Below are 21,447 nucleotides of genomic sequence, written 5' to 3' on the forward strand. Positions count from 1 at the left end.
GATCACGCTCTCCTGATCGGTGCGAACACGCGATCGATGAATTCCTTGGCCACCGCGTCACGATCGACCGGCTGGCCCGATTTTTCCTCTTCGAGCGCGAGCAGGCGCTCCTGCTGAACCCAGACTTCCTGCGCCAGGTTCATTACCACGGCCACGAAACGGTCCATTCCCGGATCGGCAAAGAAGCGCGGATTGCCGGTGTCGTCATAGAGGCTGGAGGGCGCATCTTCCGGGCGAAAAGGTTCGTCGTTCATTCCGTGCCCCTCATTTTTTCCATGCGCCGAAACCGTACCACATCACCCCTTCGGCAAGACGCCCGGTGGTTTGCTGGCCGACCCCTTCGGCGCGGTCGCCGCGGGCGGCATCGATCAACGCCTGCTCGCCATAGATACCCACCGAAGGCACGACGAATTCGAAGAAATCGCCATCCGCAAAACCGGCGCGTGCGCATAAATCACCCGGCAATTCATCGCGGTAGCCTTTGTAGTAGGGCTCGTTATTGTAATAGCTGTCCCAGTCGAGATAGAAGCCCTCGAACGCACCCATCTGTGCGTTGGGCGGCAGTTCCATGTGCAGCATCAACCCGCCCTGGCGCAGCACCCGGAACGCTTCGTCAAGACATTTCGCACGCTGTTTTTTCGACAATTCGTGCAAGAACATGCTCGACCACACGACATCGAAGCTGGCATCTTCGAAGGCAAGATCATCGGCGCACATTTGCCGGAATTGCACATCTTGCCCCTGCATCTTGGCGCGCGCCGATGCATAGGCCAACGGGCCGGGGGCGGCATCAATGGCAATCAGTTCGGCATCGGGGTAGACCTGTTTCCACGGCAGCGTGTTGTGGCCCACAGTGCAACCGGTATCGAGGATCCGCTGCGGCGCGAAATCGGGAAAGCGCTGCTTGATATACTGGCTCATCGACAGGCCGATGTCGTCGAGATTGGCGCCCATTAGCCCCATCGAGAACACCGCCAACCCGCGATCATAGACCGCGCCCGCTTCAAGGCTGTCGGCCCCGCGGGTATAACTGCCTGGCATCAGGTGGACATCGATCGCATGGACGTTCTTCGGCACATCAAGTGCGGGATCGAGCGTCAGCGAACCGGGCGCGGCGGCCGCCAACTCCGCCTCGTGGGCAAGCCGATCGCCTTCACGCTCGACACTGTCGGCAACGCTGGCCCAGACCATCTTCTGCGCCTGCACCCGCATTGCCGAATAGATGTTGAACGCCGGATCGCCGCGCAACGCCTGATGCGCTTCACGGCTGGTTTCCGGATCGCGGCCGTGCTCCTTGCGGAAAGCCGGGGCAGCGCGCCGATCGTAAGCGTCCTTCATGTCGGTAGCGAGGTCATTCAGGATAAGGCCGCGGATGCCCGATACGAACCGCCCGCGGGCTACCTCGTCGGGCGTTGATTGCGCCTTCATGGGATGCTGGAGTTCGACAGTCATGGCTTCTCTCCCTTGGCTTGCGGTCCCACCACAGGCACATCCACCTGCGGGATATCGGGATCGGTGAAGTCGGCAATGTATCGGTTGTCGCCGACACGGCCCACCATGTCCTCGCGCAGCGGAGCCTCGCCATAGATAGTGACGATGTAGTCTCCCGCAGACGGGTTCTGCCGGATCGGTAGGATTGTCTCGCGATAGGCGCGGCTGTTCCAGAACGCGCGCGCGTTAGCGATGCAAGGAAAGCGCACCGTGAGATTGACGTAGTCGGGCGGCACATCGCCCTCGAACACTTCGAGCGGGCGCGGGATGGTGACGTAATAGCCCCCGAGTTTCTGGTAGAGGTCGCTTTCCGCAATGGCGCGGCCATAGTCCATCATCCGCTCTCGATCGAGCGTGCGGCCCTCGATCACCATGTAGACCGGCGCATCGCAGGTCGATTGGGGCGGGGGCGGCGCCGCGGCACCGCCTTGCAGAACAAGGGCCAGCATGGCGGGCATCATGGCGCGGCAATCCTTTCCTCGTCGCACAAGGTGCGCTTCCAAGGGCGGCCATCGCGGAACCACTGCCAGGTGCGGGCACGGCATTGTGCGTCGGGTGCGATATTGATCATTTCGATGTACCAGGCCCCCGGCACATCGAGCCGGTCAAGTTTCAGCATCAGCGTTTCCTCGCCGGTCTGCCATCCGTAGCCGGAGAACCGCTCGGTTGCCCAGACCAGCCGCTCGCCTTCCAGCGACCCGCCGAATTCGTATAGCGCGGTGCGCCCGTCGTCCCAGCTTAGCCAATTGTGCTGAACATAGTGCCACGGCCCGGCATCCGGGAACTCGCAATGGGTGCGGACCCGATGTGCATCGACCAGCGTGCCGTCGGCATCGAAATGACGATACCAGCCGTTCCACCAGCCTTCGTGCAGCAGCATCGCGGGCATAGCAGTGGCGAGCGCGGCCCGGTTGCTCATGCCGCCCCCCTTTCCGCATAGGCGGCGATAGGCAGCGCCGCGCCAGTCTGCCGGATCAGCGCCTGCTCGCGCAGGAAGCGCAAAAGCCCACTATCCCCCATCCGGCTCGGCCCCAGCCCGCTGCCCTTGCGTGACTGGTTGGCGGCATCGCCGACCATGCTGGTGAGCGCGCCATCTTGCAGCGAAATTGCTCCGGCATCGAGCAGGGGCGCAATGGCGGCAGCTTCGTCGAGCGATCCGGCCAACACCGCAGCGGACAGGCCGTAGGCGCTGTCATTGGCGAGCGCGACCGCTTCACCGAGCGTATCGAACACGGTGACCGGTAGCACCGGTCCGAAGGTTTCCTCGCGCATCACCGCCATAGCGGGCGTCACCTGGGTGAGCACGGTCGGACGCAACCAGGCACCGCCGCCGAGGTGTTCGACTGTGCCGCCCGTCAGCACCTTCGCGCCCTGCGCCACGGCGGCGTCGATCTGGGTCTGCACCTTGTCCGCTTGCGCCGGGAAGATGAACGGCCCGATGTGGCCGCTCGCAGCATAGGGATGGGTCAGTTGCACCGCTTCGGCCCCCGCCACCAATGCAGTGAGGAACGGCTCGGCGATCTCGCGCGCGACATAGATGCGTTCGATCGACTGGCACGCTTGCCCGGTCGCGACGATCGAGGACCGCAGCGCCACGCCGGCCGCCCATTGGGGGTCGGCGCTGGCGGTGATGATCATCGGGTCCTTGCCGCCCAACTCGAGATTGGCCGGGATCAACCGCCGCGCGGCGGCCTCTGCCACCTTGCGGCCGGTCGCGGTGGATCCCGTAAAGCAGACATAGTCCACCTCCTCGATCAGCGCCTGCCCCACGTCCGCGCCGCCCATAACATAGGCTAGCGGCAGTTCTGGCACCTGCGCCAGCACAGCCCGCATCGGTTCGACAAAGCGCGGCGTAACCTCCGACGGCTTCACCAGCGCCGCCGAGCCCGCCATCAGCGCGGGCACCGCGTCGATATGACTAAGGATCACCGGGAAATTCCACGGCGCGATCGCTCCGAACAGCGGGAAGGCGCTGTAATGGGTGACGATTGCGATCCCCGGCGTGACCGAAGGCCTTGGGCCGCGTTCCAGCGCGGCGAACAGCGCGGGCGCGCGCTCCGCCCAGCGGCGGATATTGGCAATGCAGCCCTGCACTTCGATAGCCGCAATCGCGCCCCGTCCGGTATCGACCGCCAGCGCGGCGATGATGCTGCCCGCCGCCGCCTCCATCGCATCGGAGAAGCGCAGCATCACCGCGCCGCGCTTTTCGGGGCCAAGCGCCTCCCAGTGCGGCTGCATCGCCCGTAACCGGGCCGCTTCGGCGGCAATATCGGCGCGATTGCTTTCCGCAAATTCGTAATCGGTCTCGCCCGTGCGGGGATTGCGCGCCTTCATGTTTGGGCCTCCCAGACAGCGACGATCCGGTCTCCGCGCGCGAACCACGCCTCCTCGCGTCCCGCCAGATCGGCGAGCAGGCATTCGAGCGCGCCGATGCGGTAGGGCAGGCCCATGATGTAGGGCGTGAGGTGGATCGGCAGCATTCGTCCGCCCCCGCTCTCCTTCGCCTCGCGCGCCAGCCAGTCGAAGGCATCGCGCATGCTTTGCGCCCAGCTATCGGCGCTCTTCTGCTGCACGGTGATGATCTGGCGGTCGGACAGTTCGTGATTGAGCGGCAAGTTCACCAGACCATTGGTGAACCGATAGGGCAGTTCATCATTCACCCAGTCGCAGCAATAGGTAAGCCCCTGTTCTTTCAGGATATCGAGCGTGGCGAAGCTCTGCTGACGCGCGATCGAGAGCCAGCCGGTCGGGCGAACACCGCTGGCGCGTTCGATCCGCTCCATCGCCTCGGCAATCAACGCACGTTCGGCAGCGGGGTCGAGGGTCGAATCGATAGTACCGTTCATGTCGGTGGAATGGGCGATGATCTCGTGTCCGCCTGCGCTGACGGCTGCGACGAGTTCGGGATAACGTTCGGCAATCGCGGCGTTGGCGGCGAAACTGGCTTTGACGCCCGCCTTCTCGAACGCATCGAGAAACCGCCACGCGCCGACGCGATTGCCGTAATCGCGCGCGGTGTAATGGCGGTAGTCGGGATAGGGCGTGACCATGTGGCCGGGCGCAGTGAAGGGGCCGCCAGGGGTAATCGGAAACCATTCGAGGCTGACACATAGCCACACAGCAACCGATCCTTCCGGCCACGTGATCGATGGGCGGGCATGCATGTTCGACCACGCGTAAAGATCGTGATCATAGCCTTCGCGGCGCTTGGAATATTGGGTGTAGCTATCGGGCAGCACGCTCATCCGACCTGCTCCCGCCACGCGTCCACGATCTCGCCCGCCGTCGCAATCCACGCGCGCCCATCGGCAGCAATATGCCGCAGCGCTTCCTCGAACGGGCCGATCCGGTGCGCTTGGCCGATCAGATAGGCGTGCAGCGGAATGCACATCACCGTCCCCGACCGCTCGCCTTCAGCCGCCAGCCGCTCGAACTGGCGGATCAGCGTTTCGGCATATTCGCGCCCGCTCATGTTGTAGACGAAAAAGCCGTAGTGGTCGTTGACTTCGAGGCTGTAGGGGATCGAAGCGAGACGGCCCCCACCTTCCTTGGTCGCCATCTTCACCTCCTGCACCTGGTCGTCGTGATAGAGGTCGCAGGTATAGTCGAGGCCGTATTCCGCGATCAAATCGAGCGTGCGCGGCGTGTGCGTCAGTGCCGGAGCAAGCCAGCCGCGGATTGTCTGGCCGGTCGCCTCGCGCACGGTGCGGATCGAATCCTCGATGATCGCACGTTCCTGCGCCTCGCTCATTTCGTAGGCATAGCGGGTGTTGTAGATGCCGTGGCTGAAGAACTCCCACCCGCGCGCGTCGGCATCGGCGACCACTTCCGGATGATGCTGGCACAGCGCGACCGAGAGGCTGACCGAGCCGGGAAAACCGTGCCGGGTCATCACATCGGCCATGCGCCAGTGGCTCAACCGGTTGGAATGGTCGCGGTGGCCATAGCCCACCACATCGGGATGCGGCCGCGCCCAAGGCTTGCGCTTGGGATGGGCGGGCGGATCGATCTCGTAATATTCGAGATTGGGGGCGACCCACACCGCCACGCTTTTGCCGCCCGGCCAGGTGATTTTCGGGCGGGCATTGTAGGGGTGGTAATCATACAGCCCGGGATCAGGGGCGCCCTCTCGCATCGTCAGCGCGCCTCCAGCCAGTCGATCACCGTCTGCACCGGCTCGACATCGGCATATTTGAGCTGCAGGTCGGTGAGATTGGCGAAGTGGTAGCTTTCGTGTTTGTCGGCGCAGGTCTCGATCGGAACAATGGCGCGGTAGCCGTGCGATAAGGCATCGACCGCGGTGGCCCGGACGCAGCCCGAGGTGCTGCCGCCCGTCACCACCACCGTATCGACCCGGTGAAAGGTAAGATAACTTGCCAGCGGCGTTTCGAAAAAGGCGCTCGGCATCCGCTTGGTGTATTCGAGATCGTCGGGGTGGATGTCGCAGCGGCCATCGAACGCGTGGCGCTCACTGCCGTACTTGATGTTCTGCAGGCTATCTTCGGTGTCGGTGCGCGTGCCCCATACCCCTGCATCCCCGGCATCGGCCTTGTAGGCGACCCGGCTCCAGATCACCGGCATCCCCCGCTCACGCGCAAGTCGACTGATCGTGTTGATATATTCGATCTGGCGCGGATCGGTTTCATAGGCCGTCTTGAACAGATCGGTGCGGGTATACGACTGCTGCACATCGACGTTGACGATGGCGAGCTTCTCGCCGAACCCGAACTTCCGGCGCGCCGGATTGGACATCACCTCCTCGAACAGTTGCCGCGCGTTCTTTCCGTCCGCGATCATTCTGGTGCCGACCATATCAGCCATATTCGCGCGTTACCCCTTCAATGTCCGATTCCACTTTGACAGAGGACAATAAACGCGCGTAGAGGCTTGTCGAGTGAAATTTGTCCGGACAACTTCTGCGCCATGATTACGCGGCACATCCTGACGATTCCCGGCAAGGGTCCCAAAGGTGAGCGGCGGGTGCATTACCGCCGCTGCGGGCGCGGTCCGGCCTTGTTGATGGTGCACCAGAGCCCGCGCTCGTCAGCCGAATACGAGCCGCTGATGCGCAAGTGGGGCGAGCATTTTACCTGCATCGCGCCCGACACGCCCGGCTTCGGCCAATCGGATCCGTTGCCCGGCGAACCGGATATTGCCGACTTCGCCGATGCGCTGTGCGAAACGATGGACGCGCTCGGCATCGGCCCATGCCCGGCCTATGGCTTTCATTCGGGCGGGATCATCCTCGTTACCGCCTTGAAGCGCCAGCCGCAGCGGTTCCGCTGCCTCGCGGTCGGCGGCTATGCGATCTGGACCGCAGACGAAATGCGCATCTTCGGGGAGAGTTACCTGCCCGAATTCCGCCCCTCCCCCTATGGCGAGCATCTTGCGTGGCTGTGGAACCGGATGCTCGAACAAAGCTGGGTGTTCCCGTGGTTCGACACGCGCGAAGAGGCTCGCCTTTCGGTCGCCCATGCCGATGTCGCGCGGGTGGCACAGGCGGTCATGGAGATGCTGCAGGCGGGCAATGCCAACCGTGCAGGCTATGGCGCGGTGCTGCGCGCCCCGCGCGACATTCCGCCGGTGGATTCCGCCGTGCCCCCCTGCCTGATCAGCGCCTATGACGGCGATCCCCTGCAAGCCCATATCGATCGGCTTGGACAGATGCCCGCCCAGTGGGAAGCGCTGAAAGTCGCCGCGCCCGAAGATCACCAGCAGGCAAGCCTCACCTTCCTGCGCCGGCATGGCGGCGAGGCGCCCTGTCCGCCACTGCCCGAGGATGTGGCCGAAGGCTGGGAGCACGTCGACGGCGGCCTGATCCACTGGAAAGGCACCCGCGGGGCCGAACGCCTGATCCTGCACGCGCCTGCCAGCGAACTGGCCGAACCCGAGGCTGGCACACTGGTGATCGATGCGCCCGGCCACGGCCAGTCCGACGATTTCGCCAATCCGCGTGCTGCGGTGGAGGCGGCAGCACTGATGCTGGGCGCGGAGGCGATCTTGTGGCCCTCGCCCCCGCCGGGCGATCCCGATCGGCTCTATCCCGACATGGCGCCCGACCGCTTCGGAGCATACCTCCAGCGGGCCTGGCAGGTGGCACGGGCCGAGGCGTTCTTTGCACCGTGGTACGAAGCGAAGGCCGCCCACGCGATCCCGCTAGATCCGGCAGCGCTCGATCCCTCCGCGCTGCAGCGCCGTGCCCGCGCGCGGATTGTTGCGGGCGATGCCGCACGCCGGTGGCATGATATCCTCACAGCCCAAAAGGGAGAAACCCGATGACTGATTTCGCTGCCGCCATGCCGCTGCTCGCGCGCCACGAGGGCGTGTGGGACGGCACCTATTCCTATTTCAACGCCGCCAACGAAAAGATCGACGAGCACGCCAGCCGCCTGCTGTGCCGCATGACCGGCGATCCGGACCTGCCCTATCATCAGACCAATCATTACACCTGGCCCGACGGCCGCACCGAAGTGCGCGATTTCCCTGCCACCTATCGCGATGGGCGCATCTGGTGGGACAACGAGCTGATTCAGGGATGGGCTGCCGAAGTTCCGCTCGACGAATATAACCGCACAATGATGCTTTACTGGCAGCGCACCGGCGATCCTTCGCTTTACCTGTACGAGCAGATTCAGATTTCCGATTGCGGACAGCATCGCTGCCGCACCTGGCACTGGATCCGAAACGGCATGCTTGAAACCCGCACCGCAATTCAGGAACGCTTCGTCACGAAGGACTGGCGCGCTATTGATGCCGAAATGCAGGCCAAGGCGGCAGGCTGACGGCACACCCCATGGGACAGACCCTGTTCGACAAGATCTGGAACGCCCACCGCATCGCCGACACGGCCGGCGGCGCGCACCTGATCGCGATCGACCGGGTGTTCCTGCACGAACGCACAGGGGCCGCGGCGCTGCGGCGTATGGCGGAGACAGGGCGCAAAGTGCTCGATCGAGCGCGAGTGTTCGCGGTAATGGATCATATCGTCGATACTCGCCCGGGGCGCGGGGACGGGACGCTGATGCCGGGCGGCGAAGGTTTCATCACCGAAACCCGCGCCGCCACCCATGCGGCGGGGATCACCCTGTTCGATGTCAACGACCGCGATCAGGGGATCATCCATGTGATCTCGCCCGAACAGGGGATCGTCCTTCCCGGCCTTACGCTGGTCGCACCCGATAGCCACACCTGCACCCAAGGCGCGTTCGGCGCGCTGGCTTGGGGCATCGGCAGCAGCGAGGCGGAGCACGCGATGGTGACCGGCACGCTGAGGATGGAGCGCCCTCGCACCATGCGCGTGACCTTCTCCGGCGCTCTTTCGCCCGGCGTGACGCCCAAGGACATGGCGCTTGCATTGATCGCGGCCCACGGCGCAGGCGGCGGCGCGGGCCATGCGGTCGAATTTGCCGGCGAAGCCGTGCGCGCGCTGGACATGGAAGGGCGCATGACGCTGTGCAACATGGCGACCGAATTCAGCGCCATGACCGGCATCATCGCCCCCGATGCGAAGACGTTCGGATATCTTGCGGGCCGCCCTCACGCGCCCGAGGCGTTTGACGACCCCTATTGGTCGGCGCTCCATTCGGATGAGGACGCGGTGTTCGATCACGACATCACCATCAATGCCGGTACAATCGCACCGATGGTGAGCTGGGGGACCAGTCCCGAACACACCATCCCCGTGACTGGAACCGTGCCGCAGGGGCCAGAACGCGCGCATGACTATATCGGGCTGGACGCAGGGGCGCCTCTTGCCGGAACGCCGCTGGACGCCGCCTTCATCGGATCGTGCACCAACAGCCGCATTTCCGACCTGCGCCGCGCCGCCGCACTGCTGAAAGGCCGCCGCATCGCGCCCGGCATCCGCAAGGCGCTGGTCGTCCCCGGCTCGCTCGCGGTCAAACGGCAGGCCGAGGCCGAAGGGCTGGACAAAGTGTTCGAAGCCGCCGGGTTCGAATGGCGCATGAGCGGCTGCTCGCTGTGCTTCTATGCGGGCGGCGAAGGCTTCCCGGATGGGTCACGCGTGATCTCCAGCACCAACCGCAATTTCGAAGGGCGCCAAGGCCCGGGCATCCGCACCCACATCGCCTCACCCGAAACCGTAGCCGCCAGCGCGATTGCGGGCGTGATTGCCGATCCGCGCACCGTCGCCCGCGCCGGAGAGCCTGCATGAAGCCGATTGCCACCATCACCAGCCCCGGCGTGCCGCTGCTGCGCGACAATATCGATACCGACACGATCATTCCCAGCCGCGAGATGACCAGCACCGGGCGCACCGGGCTGGCGGACGGGCTGTTCGCCCCGTGGCGCTACACCGATGCGGCCACGCGGGTGCGCGATCCCGCTTTCGCGCTCAATCAGCGCGATGCCATCGGCACAAGGCTGCTGCTGGCGGGCAAAAATTTCGGCTGCGGATCGAGCCGGGAGCACGCCGTCTGGGCGCTGGCGGAATTCGGGATCGAGGCGATCATCGCACCGTCTTTTGCGCCGATCTTCAAGGGCAATTGCCTCCGCAACGGTCTCCTGCCGGTCGAACTGCCCGAAGAGGTGGTGCGCGGCCTTGCATGGCAGATGGTGGAGATCGATCTCGACCCCCAGACCGTCAGTGCCGGGAGTGAACGCTGGCATTTCGATATCGACCCGGAGGCCAAAACGATGCTGGCCGAAGGGCTCGATGCGATTGACCTGACGCTCAAACAGAAGCCTGCCATCCTGCAATGGCTCGCCAACGACCGATGCACGCGGCCATGGGCCTATCTGGAGAAACCCACGTGACCGACATCCTCGTTTCCGAAGTTGGCCCGCGTGATGGGCTGCAATCGATCAGCCGGGTGATGCCGCTTGATGCCAAGAAGGATTGGATCGCGGCGGAAGCGGCAGCGGGCGTGCGCGAGATCGAGGTCGGCAGCTTCGTACCGCCGAGCCTTTTGCCGCAAATGGCCGACACCGCCGAACTGGTCGCCTTTGCAAGAGGGATCGAAGGTCTCAACGTGGTCGCCTTGGTGCCCAATGCGAAGGGGGCCGAACGCGCTGCCGAGGCGGGAGTGCACGCGATAAGCATTCCGTTTTCGATGAGCGAGACCCACAGCCTCAAAAACGTGCGCAAGGATCATCCCGCCATGCTGGCGGAGATCGCCGAGGCCGCAACCATCGCGAAGAGCGCGGGCATCCATTTCGCCGTGGGTCTTTCGACCGCGTTCGGCTGCACGATGGAGGGCGCGGTGAGCGAGGATCAGGTCGTGCGCCTTGCCGAAGCGGCCGCCGCAGCAGGTGCGCAGGAATTCTCGCTGTCCGACACCACCGGCTATGCCGATCCGGCGCAGGTGCGCAGGCTGGTGCGCAAGGTGCGCGCGGCGGTTGGTGCGGACAGGATGACCACGCTTCACTTGCACAACACCCGCGGGCTCGGCCTTGCCAATGTCGTCGCCGGGTTGGAGGAGGGGATTACCACCTTCGACGCTTCGCTGGGAGGCCTCGGCGGCTGCCCCTTCGCGCCGGGGGCAAGCGGCAATCTCGTGACTGAGGATCTGGTGTTGATGCTCAATGCCATGGGCCTGAAGACCGGGATCGATCTCGAAAAACTGCTGGAGGTGCGCGCCATCCTTGCCGAGGCGCTGCCGGGCGAGCCGCTTTATGGCTTTACCCCCGATGCCGGGCTGATGCTCGATTACAACCAGAGGACGGCGGCATGAGCGCGCCCGAACCGCTGAAGGGCATTCGCGTCGTCGAATTCACCCACATGGTGATGGGACCGGTAGTGGGCCACATCCTCGCCGGGCTGGGGGCCGAGGTGGTGCGGATCGAACCGATCGGGGGCGACAACACCCGCCGGCTCAAGGGTTCGGGCGCGGGCTATTTCCCGATGTATAATCGCGGCAAGCAGTCCATCTGCCTCGATCTGAAAAGCGCGGACGGGATTACCGTCGCCAAAGACCTTGTCGCGGGAGCCGATGTGCTGGTCGAGAACTTCCGCCCCGGCGCCCTCGACCGAATGGGGCTGGATTACGATGCCTGCGCTGCCGCCAATCCGCGCCTCGTCTATTGCAGTGAGAAAGGCTTCCTTCCCGGCCCCTACGAGCAGCGCACCGCGCTCGACGAGGTCGCGCAGATGATGGGCGGGCTCGCATATATGACCGGGCCGCCGGGTCGCCCCTTGCGCGCAGGGGCGAGCGTGATCGACGTGACCGGCGGAATGTTCGGCGTAATCGGCGTGCTCGCCGCGCTGGAGGAACGCCACCGCACCGGGCGCGGGCAGAAAGTCACCGCCAGCCTGTTCGAGACCACCACCTACCTCGTCGGCCAGCACATGGCGCAATATGCCGTCACCGGCAGCCCCGCCGCGCCCATGCCCGCGCGGGTTTCGGCCTGGGCGATCTACGATGTATTCGAAACGCAGGACGAACCCGTGTTCATCGGCGTCGTCACCGATGCGCTGTGGGAGAAGTTCTGCCGCCTGTTCGCGCTCGATGCGCTGTGGGCGAACGAGAACCTGCGGGAGAACAATGCCCGTGTTGCCGCTCGCGACCGGATCATCCCAGAAATCCGCGCGCTCATCGCCACGATGACCCGGGCCGAAGTGATCGCCAAACTCGACGGAACAGGCCTGCCCTTCGCGCCGATCGGGAAACCCGAAGACCTGTTCGACGATCCGCACCTGCAACATGGTGGCCTCGAGGACGTGACGCTCGACAACGGCACCGAGGTGCGCCTGCCGACCATTCCGCTCGAAATGAGCGGCCAGCGTATCGGTGCGGCGCAGCATCTGCCCAAACCGGGGCGGGATGCGCGCGCCGTGCTGACAGGGCTGGGCTACGACGACAAGCGGATCTCTGCGCTCATTGAAGCTGGCGCAGCAGGAGAAAGCGCATGAGGATGATCGCCTTGGCCGGAGCTGCCGCTGTGCTGGCGGGATGCAGTGTCAATATCGGCAACGAAACGCCCCGTGTCGCTTCCCCGCCGACAACCTCACCCGGCGTCGCTGCTCCGCGTGAACGCCTGCCCACCGATGTTCGCCGCGCCACGATCATCGTACGCGATATGGAAAGATCGCTCGCGCTCTATCGCGACGTGATCGGACTGGCCGTCAATTACGATACCACCGTGGAGACCTCCGGCGTGGCCCTGCCCGCGGGAGAACCGGGCGCGACCGCGCGGCTGGTGCTGCTCAACGCCAATGATCCCTGGGTCGGATGGATCGGCCTGATGGAGTGGGTCGATCCCGCCATTCCCGCTGACGACTATTCCAAGCGCATGGGACCGGGCGATGTGGTGCTGGTGCTCAACACCGACGATGTCGAGGGGCGCTGTGCCAAAGCCAAGCGGGTGCCCGGCGTCACCTTCACCGCAGAAGCGCGGCTGCAGACCTATCCCGGTCGCAATGGCGGGCCGGAGATCCAGGTAATGGGCTGCAACTTCTTCGACCCGGACGGCATCCTGATCGAGCTCAACCAAATTCTGGAGTGACCAGATCCGGCCCGTCGATCAGCAGCACCTGCACGTCGGCCAGCCCCTCGCGCAGTTTCTTCGCCTCGGCATATTCGGGACTGTTCCAGAACGCCCGCACCGCCGCGCGGTCGGGCCATTTGGAAATGACCATGCTCGCGCCCTCGCCAAAGCCGCCTTCAAGGCATTCCGCGCCCGGTCCGCGCAGCAGGTACTCGCCGCCGAACTTGGGAATCAGCGTCGCCGCCGCCGCGCCGTAGCCTGCGATGAAAGCATCGCGGTCATGAATTGTGGCGGTCACGATCATGTAGGCAGGCATGCAGCGCTCTCCTTCAGTACGGCTTCACCGCGCCAAGGAAACACACCGAGGCGATAGTGATCCAGTAGATATAGGCCGCCGCCCGTGCGAGCCCGATTTCGCGGGCGAGCGCGGCTTCCTGTTCGGCATTCGGTCCGGCGGCAAGGATGCGGAACCGCGCCGTCCAACGCCGCATCACCAACCGCAAAAACAGCCCGATCATCAGCGCAAAGGCATAAAGGCCCATCTTTGAGGGATACCACAAATTGCTCGGCCCCGAGGTTATTGGCCCGCCGCCTGCGAACGCCATCCCCGCCGTCACCAGCAGCGCAGCGATCAACGGATAGCGCAGCAGTTCCTCGGCGCGGGTCACGGCAATCCCCAGATCGGTTTCGCGCTGGATGAACGCGGTCCAGGTCATCGCCAGCCAAACTGCGAAGAACAGCCACATCCACCACACGCCCGACCCATCGAGCAGCGGCACAAAGCCGTAAATCTTGCCCATGTGCAGGCCCAGCGGCAGCAGCAGCACGATGCCGGTGCGCGCAAGAATATCGATCCGGTAGGCGGTTTCCATGTGCCGCCGCCGCTCCTCCAATGACAGCACCGGATTGGTGACGTGGTAGCTGGTCTGGAACACGCCCCATTCGCCGCCCAGCCAGTAAACCATCGCAAGGATATGCACCCAGCGCAGAATGGCGAGTTCGTTGGCTGCGAGAAATTCCATCTTCGCTTCTTCCCCCTTTTGCCGGCGCCGCGATCCCGGCGCCGTGCCCCCTATTCGCGTGCCAGCTTCTCGACGATGTCCATGATCGGCGGATCACTGGCCTCTATCGCCTCGACCTCCTGCTGGAAGCCGCGCATGATCCGCGCGATATAGGCGCGCGTCGCAAGGCCGCGCTCATCCCCTGCCGCGCGGTCCGGTTCGTAGCGGTCGATTTCCTCGCGCTTCATAACGCCGTGCTGTTCGAGCAGGCGTTCAAGCGTGTCCTGCCGTTCACGCAACGCGGAAACTTCTGCGGCGAGCGCGAAAACTGTCGAATACAGCCGGTCCAACGCAGGCTCGTCGAAAAATTGCGGGCGCTTGCCCTTGGCGCGGCGGCCCGAGGCGGCGACCCAGTCGAGGTCGTCGTTCATGCTGCCTCGGCCTTGGCCAGCGGCTTCCACGCGCCATAGGCGTTCCAGATCGCGGCACGGCCGAAATCCTCCTCGCCTTCATCGGGAGATGGCGGGAAGATCGCCGGATCGACCACCGCGCGCACCCCGGCGACGAATTGGCTGTCGTGCGGGAATCCGGCCTTAGCCATCACCTCCTTCAGATCCTGCCCATGCATCGCGGTCCAGAACGGCTCGTTATTGTTGAACGCATCCCAATCGCGCATGAACTGTTCGAACAGCGGCATCTGGTCGGAATATTGCGGCTGCTCGATGTGCAGGATCAGCCCGCCCGGCGCGAGCGCGCGGTTGGCCTCCTGCATGATGCGCGGCATCGCCTTGGCCGACAATTCGTGCAGGAACATCGTAGTCTGCACCCAGTCGAAATGCCCGTCGGCCCAGCGCGACAGGTCTTCGCCCGAGGCCTGCACGAAGCGGATATTGCTCACCCCTATCGCCGCCGCCCGCGCCGCGCCGTAACGCAGGGAAGCCGCCGCGGTATCGATCGCGATCACTTCGGCATCGGGAAAAGCCTGCGCGATCGGCACGGCGTTGTGGCCGACGGTGCAGCCGATATCGAGGATTCGGCGGGGTTTCCAGTCGGGCCGCTCGGCCTTGACCCATCCGACCACCGCCTGCCCGCCGCCGTCGTTCAGCCCGCCCAGCGCGCCCCCGGTGGTGGCGAACAGGCCGACGTCGTAATTCGCGCCGACGGTCACGTCGCCCGCGCGCTCACCGCCATGATACCCGCCGGGCTGACAGTGAATATCGACCATCGTCTGGTAATCGGGCTGCGCGATCGCCGGATCGAGCTCCAGCATCCCGGAATGTTCGTTGAATTGGCGCGCCATGGCATCGAGTTCGTCCAGCTGGCGCAACACCACCTGCCGCCCGTTGTGCTGGCGCATTTCCATCGAATTACGCTTCAGTGCCGACCACATCCGGTGCCAGGAATCATTGTTCATCGCGTCGCGAATTTCGTAGCGGTGTTCGGGATCGCGGCCATGTTCGGTGCGGAACGCGGGCAGCACGCGCTTTTCGTAGGCGAGTCGGTTGCCTGCACCAATCGGGCCGGAAAGATAACGGTTAAAATGGGTTAGGAAATTGAACCGCGCCGCCTCGTCGTGGGAGGCGCGCGGCATCATCGGATGGCGGCTCATCGCGGTATAGGGCGGGGGCAGATTTTTGGCCATGGGCGGCACCTTTTGGGGTAATGCGAAAAACTTGTCCGGACAAATTTCACATTGCGCGCGGACTTGTCAACCATCCATCCCGCAGTGTCCTTGACGCGGATGATACAGCAGGCGGCGCACCGCACACAATCACCGCGCCCAGCCGGCCTAGGCCTCGCCGCTTTACAGCGCACGGATTTGAACCAGATCACGCGGAAAATTGAGCCACATCGGCTTTTCGCGCTCGGCCCATTCACGCAGGCGGTTGTGACGAATAGAACTGTGACGCTTTGGCGTACACATACCTCCACAATACCCCCACACCATCGAGCATGCATGAGTTTCGAGGCTTTTAGAATTGGGCAAAAATACCGCAAAAACCCGTAATTTGAGCGATTAAACAGCTGCTCCGAAAGCGGAAACTCGACAACGTTCGAGTCCCCCTTTGCGAATTTTAAACGTTCATTTTCAGTGCTTTATTTTCTTGGTAGCGGAGGAGGGACTCGAACCCCCGACACGCGGATTATGATTCCGCTGCTCTAACCGGCTGAGCTACTCCGCCCCATGGGCTTCCGGCGCGGCTTGTCAGCCGGAATCGCGCAGCGGAAACCGCCGTGCGAGGCGCGCGTTTAGGGCGCTGGTCTGGCCGGGTCAAGCCCCGTTGCAGCGCGGATCGCAGTGTCGGGATCAGAGCCGCTGACGGCCACGAAAGGCGAAGGTCTTGACCTTCTGCCATGGCCCGCCCTGATAGAGATGAAGCTCGAGCGCGGGGAACGCAAAAGGCTTCTTGGCGATCCACGGCGCCAACACAGGACCGAGGCTGGACTGGAGCGCGCGGGCCTCCTGCTTCGTCACCTTGTTCTGGACAGTGATGTGCGGACGCGGTTCGTGGAGATCCTGCGCTGTCAGGCTGCCGTGGAAATGCTCGGCGATCATGGCGCGAAGGATCAGCAATTGCGGCGCTTCAAGCGCGATCGCCGTACCCGTGCCGAGATCCATCACCCCCTTCACCGCGCCGCCCGGCGCAGCGAACTCGGCGGCAATGCGGGGCAGGAAATCGCGCAGTTCGTCCAGCAGCGAAGGCGCGAAGGCGTGAAACAGCGTCACATGGGCGTGAAGGTGGTTCTTCTCCGCCGGAAAATGGCTACGGCGCAGCCCCTCGGCAAAACCCTGAATGTCGGCCGGCAGGGCAGCGGTAAGGATGAAGGGTTGCGGCACCCGCCACGCTCCTGACTACATTTCGCCGCGTTCTCTGCGGATGGCATACCATCTGGCGACGTTGGCGTTGTGCTGTTCCAGCGTGTCGGCAAACCAGTGGCCACCGGTGCCATCGGCGACCATGAACAGCGCGCTGGTCTTGGCCGGATCGAGCACTGCAGCAATGCTTTCGCGCCCCGGATTGGTGATCGGCCCTTCCGGCAGGCCGACGCGGGTGTAGGTGTTGTAGCCGTTGACCGCCGAGATTTCCGACTGGCGGATCCGGCGGCCCAGCGGTTTGCCCTTGGTGATCGGATAGATGATGGTCGGATCGGCCTGCAGCAGCATCCCGGTCTTGACCCGGTTGGAATACAGCCCGGCGACCATCCGGCGTTCCTCGGGCTTGCCGGTTTCCTTTTCGACGATCGACGCAAGGATCAGCGCATCGCGCATCGTATCGACCGCAATGTCAGGTGCACGCTTGGCCCATTCTTCCGCCAAAGCCGTATCCATCGCCGCCTGCATCTGTTCCACAAGCGCTTCGCGCGGCTGGCCGCGTTCGAAGGCGTAGGTATCGGGGAGGATCGAGCCTTCGGGTGGGACCGGCACCTCGCCGATGAGCAGTTCCTCGGCCATCAGCCGTTCCCAGACGAGGATCGAGGGCATCCCTTCGGGGATGGTGACGAACCGCCGGATCACGTCGCCCGACTGGAAGGCGGCAAGAATATCGCCCTGGCTCATGCCCGGAGCAAGCATGAACTCGCCCGCCTGAATCGGCGCGTCGGAACCAAAGATGCGCGCCTGCAGCACGAAGCCGGAGGCGGACGACACCAGCCCCTCGGCCTCGAGCTTATCCGCCACTGCGCTCACCGATGCGCCTGCGGGGATGGTGAAGCTGGTCTCCTGCGTCACGGTAGCCGAGCCCATGAGGCTCCACGCGAAGACCAGTCCCGCCAGTATCAGCGCGACAAGGCCCAGCAGAGCAAGGCGCGCGCGCGTCATCTGATCAGTCGACCTTCTGCATGATGATCGAAGCGTTGGTGCCGCCGAACCCGAAGCTGTTGTTCAGCACAGCGCGCACTTCGCGCTTCTTCGCCACCAGCGGGACGAGATCGATGCCTTCGGTCCCATCGTCCGGATCGTTGAGGTTGAGCGTTGGCGGCACGATCTGGTCGCGCATTGCCAGAATGCAGAAGATCGCTTCCACCGCGCCCGCGCCGCCCAGCAGGTGGCCGATCGCGCTCTTGGTCGAGGACATGGACGCGCCGCCCAGATCCTCTCCCAGCACGCGCTTGATCGCGGCGAGTTCGATGGTGTCGGCCATGGTCGAGGTGCCGTGGGCGTTGATGTAATCGATATCGCCCGGCCCCAGGCCAGCTTTCTTCAGCGCCATCCGCATGGCGAGTTCCGCGCCGCGACCTTCGGGGTGCGGGGCGGTAACGTGATAGGCATCACCCGACAGGCCGTAGCCTGTCACTTCGGCATAGATTGTCGCGCCGCGTGCCTTGGCGCGTTCATATTCTTCCAGCACAATCACGCCTGCGCCTTCCCCCATGACAAAGCCGTCGCGGCCCTTGTCATAGGGACGGCTGGCTTCGGTCGGGCGGTCGTTCATGCTCATATTGAGTGCGCGCGCCTGCGCGAACCCGGCAATGCCGAGCGGGTTGATGGTGCCTTCCGCCCCGCCCGCCAGCATCACGTCGGCGTCATCGGCCATGATCATCCGCGCCGCATCACCAATCGAATGGGCGCCAGTGGAGCAGGCGGTGACGACAGCATGGTTAGGACCCATGAAGCCGTACTTGATCTGCACCTGCCCGGTGATGAGATTGATCAATCGCCCGTGGACGAAGTGCGGGCTGACCCGGCTCGGGCCACGTTCGTGGAGATTAACGCTTTCGAGCTCGATCCCCGGCAGACCGCCGATTCCCGATCCGATCGAGCAGCCGGTGCGTTCCTTCTCGGCCTGCGTCATATCGGTCAGGCCGGCATCTTCCAGTGCTTGCCCCGCGGCGTCGATGCCATAGACGATGAAAGGATCGACCTGCCGCTGCACCTTGTGGTCTACCCGCTTGTCGGGATCGAAGCCCCAGGGGTGATCCTTGTCCTTCACCTCGCAGGCGATGGTGCATTTCTGGTTCGAGGCGTCGAAACGGGTGATCTGTCCCGCCCCGCTCTTGCCGGCGATCAAATTCGCCCACGTTGTTTCGACGTCGCCTCCAAGCGGGGTGACAAGTCCGAGCCCGGTTACAACCACACGGCGCATTCAGATTCTCCGAAAGAAAAAAGCATAGGCTTCGAAAAGCAACAGGCTCAGCCCGGCTAGGGGCTGAGCCTGTCTAAGCCCTGATCCGCGTGTCCGCAAACAGGTTGCCGGACCAATGCCCCACCTTTTCCCAAACGGGCATAAAGCTGGGCGACGCGGCCACATGGGCATCCTTGCGGGCCTTGGCCTCAAGGCCTAGCCCCGAAGCTTGACCCCCAAGCTTAACCCTTATGTTCTTCGATGTACTTCGTGGCGTCACCAACGGTGGTGATCTTCTCGGCCGCATCGTCGGGGATTTCGACGCCGAATTCCTCTTCGAAAGCCATCACCAACTCGACGATGTCGAGGCTGTCGGCACCGAGATCGTCGATGAAGCTGGCATCCTGGGTGACCTTGTCAGCCTCGACGCCGAGATGCTCGACGACAATCTTTGCTACCCGGTCGGCAGTATCGCTCATGATATTCCCTCTTGAACTGGGGTTTGGAAAACTTCCCTTCGCCCTAATGAAGGGCGCAGGCAAGCGCAAGTGGGCTTGAGGGGTGCCGCCCACAGCGGACACGCCCCTCAAGTCCGGAGACGAAGCGGATCAGGCGCCCTCTTTCTTCGGCGGTTCGACGACGCGCAGCGAAAGTTCGCGCAAGGAACGCGGTTCGGGGCTGCTCGGCGCGCCCATCAGCAGGTCCTCGGCGCGCTGGTTCATCGGGAACAGCGAGATTTCGCGCAGGTTCTTGGCCCCGCACAGCAGCATCACGATCCGGTCGACGCCAGCGGCCATCCCGCCATGCGGCGGTGCGCCGTACTGGAACGCGCGGTACATCCCGCCGAACCGTTCCTCGACATCGGCCTTGCTGAGGCCGACGATCTCGAACGCCTTCACCATCGTTTCGGGCTTGTGGTTCCGGATCGATCCCGAAGCGATTTCGAATCCGTTGCAGACCAGATCGTACTGGAATGCCTTGATGGTGAGCGGGTCCTGCCCCTCAAGCGCGTCCATTCCGCCTTGCGGCATCGAGAACGGGTTGTGGCTGAAATCGACCTTCTTCTCGTCCTCGTTATATTCGTAGAACGGGAAATCGACGATCCATGCGAGTGCGAAGGCGTTTTCGTCGATCAGGCCGAGTTCCTCGCCGACACGGATGCGCGCAGCACCCGCCAGCTTGGCGGCATCGGCTTCCTTGCCCGCGGCGAAGAACAGTCCGTCATTCTCGCCAAGGCCCAATTCGGCGTAAAGTTCGGCCATACGCTCAGGCCCGTGGTTCTTGGCAATCGGCCCGCCGAATTCGCCGGCTTTTCTGGTGACGTAGCCGAGGCCCGCATAACCTTCCTTGCGCGCCCAATCATTCATCTCATCGAAGAACTTGCGGCTCTTTTCGTGGGTAGCGGGCGCCGGGATCACCCGCACCACACCGCCGCCGCCGACGATCTTTTCGAACAGGCCAAAGCCGCTCTGGGCGAAGTGCGAAGACACATCGCTGATGATCAACGGATTGCGCAGATCGGGCTTGTCGCTGCCGTATTTCAGGATAGCTTCATCGTAGGGGATGCGCGGGAATTCGCCTGCGGGCGTGACCTTCTTGTCGCCCGCGAAGGCTGCGAAGGTGCCCTGAATGACGGGCTCCATCGTTTCCCAGACTTCTTCCTGCGTGACGAAGCTCATTTCCAGATCGAGCTGGTAGAATTCGCCCGGCAGGCGGTCGGCGCGCGGGTCTTCGTCGCGGAAGCACGGCGCGATCTGGAAATAGCGGTCGAAGCCGGCCACCATCAGCAACTGCTTGTATTGCTGCGGCGCCTGCGGGAGCGCGTAGAACTTGCCGGCATGAATGCGGCTCGGCACGAGGAAATCGCGGGCGCCTTCTGGCGATGACGCAGTGAGGATCGGGGTCGAGAATTCGTTGAAGCCGACTGCGCCCATCCGCGCGCGCATGTCGGCGATCACGGCCACGCGGGTCATGATGTTCCTGTGCAGCGTTTCACGCCGCAGATCGAGGAAGCGATACTTCAGCCGCACGTCTTCAGGATAGGGCTGCTCGTCTGCGACCGGCAGCGGCAGTTCTTCCGCTGCGCTCTGCACCGTCACGCCGCGCGCGAATACTTCGATCTCGCCAGTGGCGATACGCCGGTTCACTGTCTCGGCCGAACGCGCCTTGACCTCGCCCTCGATGGTGATGACCGATTCCACCCGCAAACGGTCAAGCACCGGCAACGCGGGCGAATCCGCATCGGCGACGATCTGGGTAATGCCGTAATGATCGCGCAGATCGACGAACAAAACCCCGCCGAAATCCCGCTTGCGGTGAACCCAGCCCGACAGGCGGACGGTTTCGCCCACCTGAGCGGAAGAAAGCTGTGCGCAAGTATGCGTGCGATACGGGTGCATCTAAACTCTTGTCCTGTCCGAGGCTATGACGCTAGGGCGCCGGGCAGC

At 63.9% G+C, this 21,447-nt stretch carries 24 protein-coding genes and 1 tRNA gene; 7 read left to right on the plus strand and 18 right to left on the minus strand.

Annotated features, from left to right (window positions below):
* Positions 1-2: 2 nt before the first annotated feature.
* Genes Q0L48_RS09155 through Q0L48_RS09190 form a run of 8 tightly spaced genes read right to left on the minus strand, consistent with a single transcriptional unit; the run spans position 3 to position 6,312 of the window.
* Positions 3-254, minus strand: coding sequence for a hypothetical protein (locus Q0L48_RS09155; protein ID WP_296719957.1), 252 nt, complete (start codon positions 252-254; stop codon positions 3-5).
* A 10-nt stretch (positions 255-264) separates the two neighbouring features.
* The gene (locus Q0L48_RS09160) at positions 265-1,452 is read right to left on the minus strand and encodes a class I SAM-dependent methyltransferase (RefSeq protein ID WP_296719960.1); all 1,188 of its coding nucleotides are present in this window, start codon (positions 1,450-1,452) and stop codon (positions 265-267) included.
* A complete protein-coding gene (locus tag Q0L48_RS09165) occupies positions 1,449-1,952 on the minus strand; it encodes a DUF1330 domain-containing protein (protein ID WP_296719963.1) in 504 nt (167 codons plus the stop codon). The genes Q0L48_RS09160 and Q0L48_RS09165 overlap by 4 nt, the downstream gene beginning before the upstream one ends.
* Positions 1,949-2,410 carry a hypothetical protein gene (locus Q0L48_RS09170; protein WP_296719967.1) on the minus strand — a complete coding sequence of 154 codons (462 nt, stop codon included), beginning with the start codon at positions 2,408-2,410 and terminating at the stop codon, positions 1,949-1,951. Before Q0L48_RS09170 ends, Q0L48_RS09165 begins: the two co-directional genes overlap by 4 nt.
* Positions 2,407-3,825, minus strand: coding sequence for an aldehyde dehydrogenase family protein (locus tag Q0L48_RS09175; protein WP_296719970.1), 1,419 nt, complete (start codon positions 3,823-3,825; stop codon positions 2,407-2,409). Before Q0L48_RS09175 ends, Q0L48_RS09170 begins: the two co-directional genes overlap by 4 nt.
* Positions 3,822-4,736: a polysaccharide deacetylase family protein gene (locus tag Q0L48_RS09180; RefSeq protein ID WP_296719973.1), complete on the minus strand. Its 915-nt coding sequence runs from the start codon at positions 4,734-4,736 to the stop codon at positions 3,822-3,824. Before Q0L48_RS09180 ends, Q0L48_RS09175 begins: the two co-directional genes overlap by 4 nt.
* The gene (locus tag Q0L48_RS09185; RefSeq protein ID WP_296719976.1) at positions 4,733-5,626 is read right to left on the minus strand and encodes a polysaccharide deacetylase family protein; all 894 of its coding nucleotides are present in this window, start codon (positions 5,624-5,626) and stop codon (positions 4,733-4,735) included. Before Q0L48_RS09185 ends, Q0L48_RS09180 begins: the two co-directional genes overlap by 4 nt.
* A 2-nt stretch (positions 5,627-5,628) precedes the next feature.
* Positions 5,629-6,312, minus strand: coding sequence for an isochorismatase family protein (locus tag Q0L48_RS09190; protein WP_296719979.1), 684 nt, complete (start codon positions 6,310-6,312; stop codon positions 5,629-5,631).
* Between the two features lie 102 nt (positions 6,313-6,414).
* Between Q0L48_RS09190 and Q0L48_RS09195 the strand changes: the two genes are divergently transcribed.
* From Q0L48_RS09195 to Q0L48_RS09225, 7 genes are read left to right on the plus strand one after another with little or no spacing between them, the layout of a single operon-like run.
* The gene (locus Q0L48_RS09195) at positions 6,415-7,770 is read left to right on the plus strand and encodes an alpha/beta fold hydrolase (protein ID WP_296719981.1); all 1,356 of its coding nucleotides are present in this window, start codon (positions 6,415-6,417) and stop codon (positions 7,768-7,770) included.
* Positions 7,767-8,273, plus strand: coding sequence for a DUF3598 domain-containing protein (locus Q0L48_RS09200; RefSeq protein ID WP_296719985.1), 507 nt, complete (start codon positions 7,767-7,769; stop codon positions 8,271-8,273). Before Q0L48_RS09195 ends, Q0L48_RS09200 begins: the two co-directional genes overlap by 4 nt.
* An 11-nt stretch (positions 8,274-8,284) precedes the next feature.
* On the plus strand, positions 8,285-9,664 hold the full coding sequence (locus Q0L48_RS09205; RefSeq protein WP_296719988.1) for a 3-isopropylmalate dehydratase large subunit: 1,380 nt from the start codon (positions 8,285-8,287) through the stop codon (positions 9,662-9,664).
* Entirely contained in the window at positions 9,661-10,266 is a 606-nt protein-coding gene (gene leuD / locus Q0L48_RS09210; RefSeq protein ID WP_296719990.1) for a 3-isopropylmalate dehydratase small subunit, read from the plus strand. Before Q0L48_RS09205 ends, leuD begins: the two co-directional genes overlap by 4 nt.
* Positions 10,263-11,183 carry a hydroxymethylglutaryl-CoA lyase gene (locus tag Q0L48_RS09215; protein ID WP_296719992.1) on the plus strand — a complete coding sequence of 307 codons (921 nt, stop codon included), beginning with the start codon at positions 10,263-10,265 and terminating at the stop codon, positions 11,181-11,183. The genes leuD and Q0L48_RS09215 overlap by 4 nt, the downstream gene beginning before the upstream one ends.
* Positions 11,180-12,361, plus strand: a complete 1,182-nt coding sequence (locus tag Q0L48_RS09220; RefSeq protein ID WP_296719996.1) for a CaiB/BaiF CoA-transferase family protein — start codon at positions 11,180-11,182, stop codon at positions 12,359-12,361. The genes Q0L48_RS09215 and Q0L48_RS09220 overlap by 4 nt, the downstream gene beginning before the upstream one ends.
* Positions 12,358-12,954, plus strand: coding sequence for a VOC family protein (locus Q0L48_RS09225; RefSeq protein WP_296719999.1), 597 nt, complete (start codon positions 12,358-12,360; stop codon positions 12,952-12,954). The genes Q0L48_RS09220 and Q0L48_RS09225 overlap by 4 nt, the downstream gene beginning before the upstream one ends.
* On the opposite strand, the gene Q0L48_RS09230 is transcribed toward Q0L48_RS09225, so the two are convergent.
* From Q0L48_RS09230 to aspS, 10 genes are all read right to left on the minus strand, one after another.
* Complete coding sequence (locus Q0L48_RS09230; RefSeq protein ID WP_296720002.1) at positions 12,935-13,252, minus strand: DUF1330 domain-containing protein; 318 nt, start codon at positions 13,250-13,252, stop codon at positions 12,935-12,937. The genes Q0L48_RS09225 and Q0L48_RS09230 overlap by 20 nt on opposite strands.
* Before the next feature lie 13 nt (positions 13,253-13,265).
* Entirely contained in the window at positions 13,266-13,958 is a 693-nt protein-coding gene (locus Q0L48_RS09235) for a hypothetical protein (protein WP_296720004.1), read from the minus strand.
* A gap of 50 nt (positions 13,959-14,008) precedes the next feature.
* Positions 14,009-14,368: a hypothetical protein gene (locus Q0L48_RS09240; protein WP_296720007.1), complete on the minus strand. Its 360-nt coding sequence runs from the start codon at positions 14,366-14,368 to the stop codon at positions 14,009-14,011.
* Positions 14,365-15,579 carry a class I SAM-dependent methyltransferase gene (locus Q0L48_RS09245; protein WP_296720011.1) on the minus strand — a complete coding sequence of 405 codons (1,215 nt, stop codon included), beginning with the start codon at positions 15,577-15,579 and terminating at the stop codon, positions 14,365-14,367. Before Q0L48_RS09245 ends, Q0L48_RS09240 begins: the two co-directional genes overlap by 4 nt.
* A gap of 464 nt (positions 15,580-16,043) precedes the next feature.
* Positions 16,044-16,120, minus strand: a tRNA-Met gene (locus Q0L48_RS09250).
* Between the two features lie 125 nt (positions 16,121-16,245).
* A complete protein-coding gene (locus tag Q0L48_RS09255) occupies positions 16,246-16,776 on the minus strand; it encodes a 2'-5' RNA ligase family protein (RefSeq protein ID WP_296720014.1) in 531 nt (176 codons plus the stop codon).
* 15 nt (positions 16,777-16,791) lie between these two features.
* The gene (mltG, locus tag Q0L48_RS09260; RefSeq protein WP_296720016.1) at positions 16,792-17,757 is read right to left on the minus strand and encodes an endolytic transglycosylase MltG; all 966 of its coding nucleotides are present in this window, start codon (positions 17,755-17,757) and stop codon (positions 16,792-16,794) included.
* A 4-nt stretch (positions 17,758-17,761) separates the two neighbouring features.
* Positions 17,762-19,021: a beta-ketoacyl-ACP synthase II gene (gene fabF / locus Q0L48_RS09265; RefSeq protein WP_296720019.1), complete on the minus strand. Its 1,260-nt coding sequence runs from the start codon at positions 19,019-19,021 to the stop codon at positions 17,762-17,764.
* 221 nt (positions 19,022-19,242) lie between these two features.
* Entirely contained in the window at positions 19,243-19,479 is a 237-nt protein-coding gene (locus Q0L48_RS09270) for an acyl carrier protein (RefSeq protein ID WP_017666217.1), read from the minus strand.
* A 129-nt stretch (positions 19,480-19,608) separates the two neighbouring features.
* Positions 19,609-21,399 carry an aspartate--tRNA ligase gene (aspS, locus tag Q0L48_RS09275; RefSeq protein WP_296720027.1) on the minus strand — a complete coding sequence of 597 codons (1,791 nt, stop codon included), beginning with the start codon at positions 21,397-21,399 and terminating at the stop codon, positions 19,609-19,611.
* Between the last annotated feature and the right edge of the window lie 48 nt (positions 21,400-21,447).

The organism is Erythrobacter sp. (assembly GCF_024305245.1).
In the GTDB taxonomy this organism is placed as follows: domain Bacteria; phylum Pseudomonadota; class Alphaproteobacteria; order Sphingomonadales; family Sphingomonadaceae; genus Erythrobacter.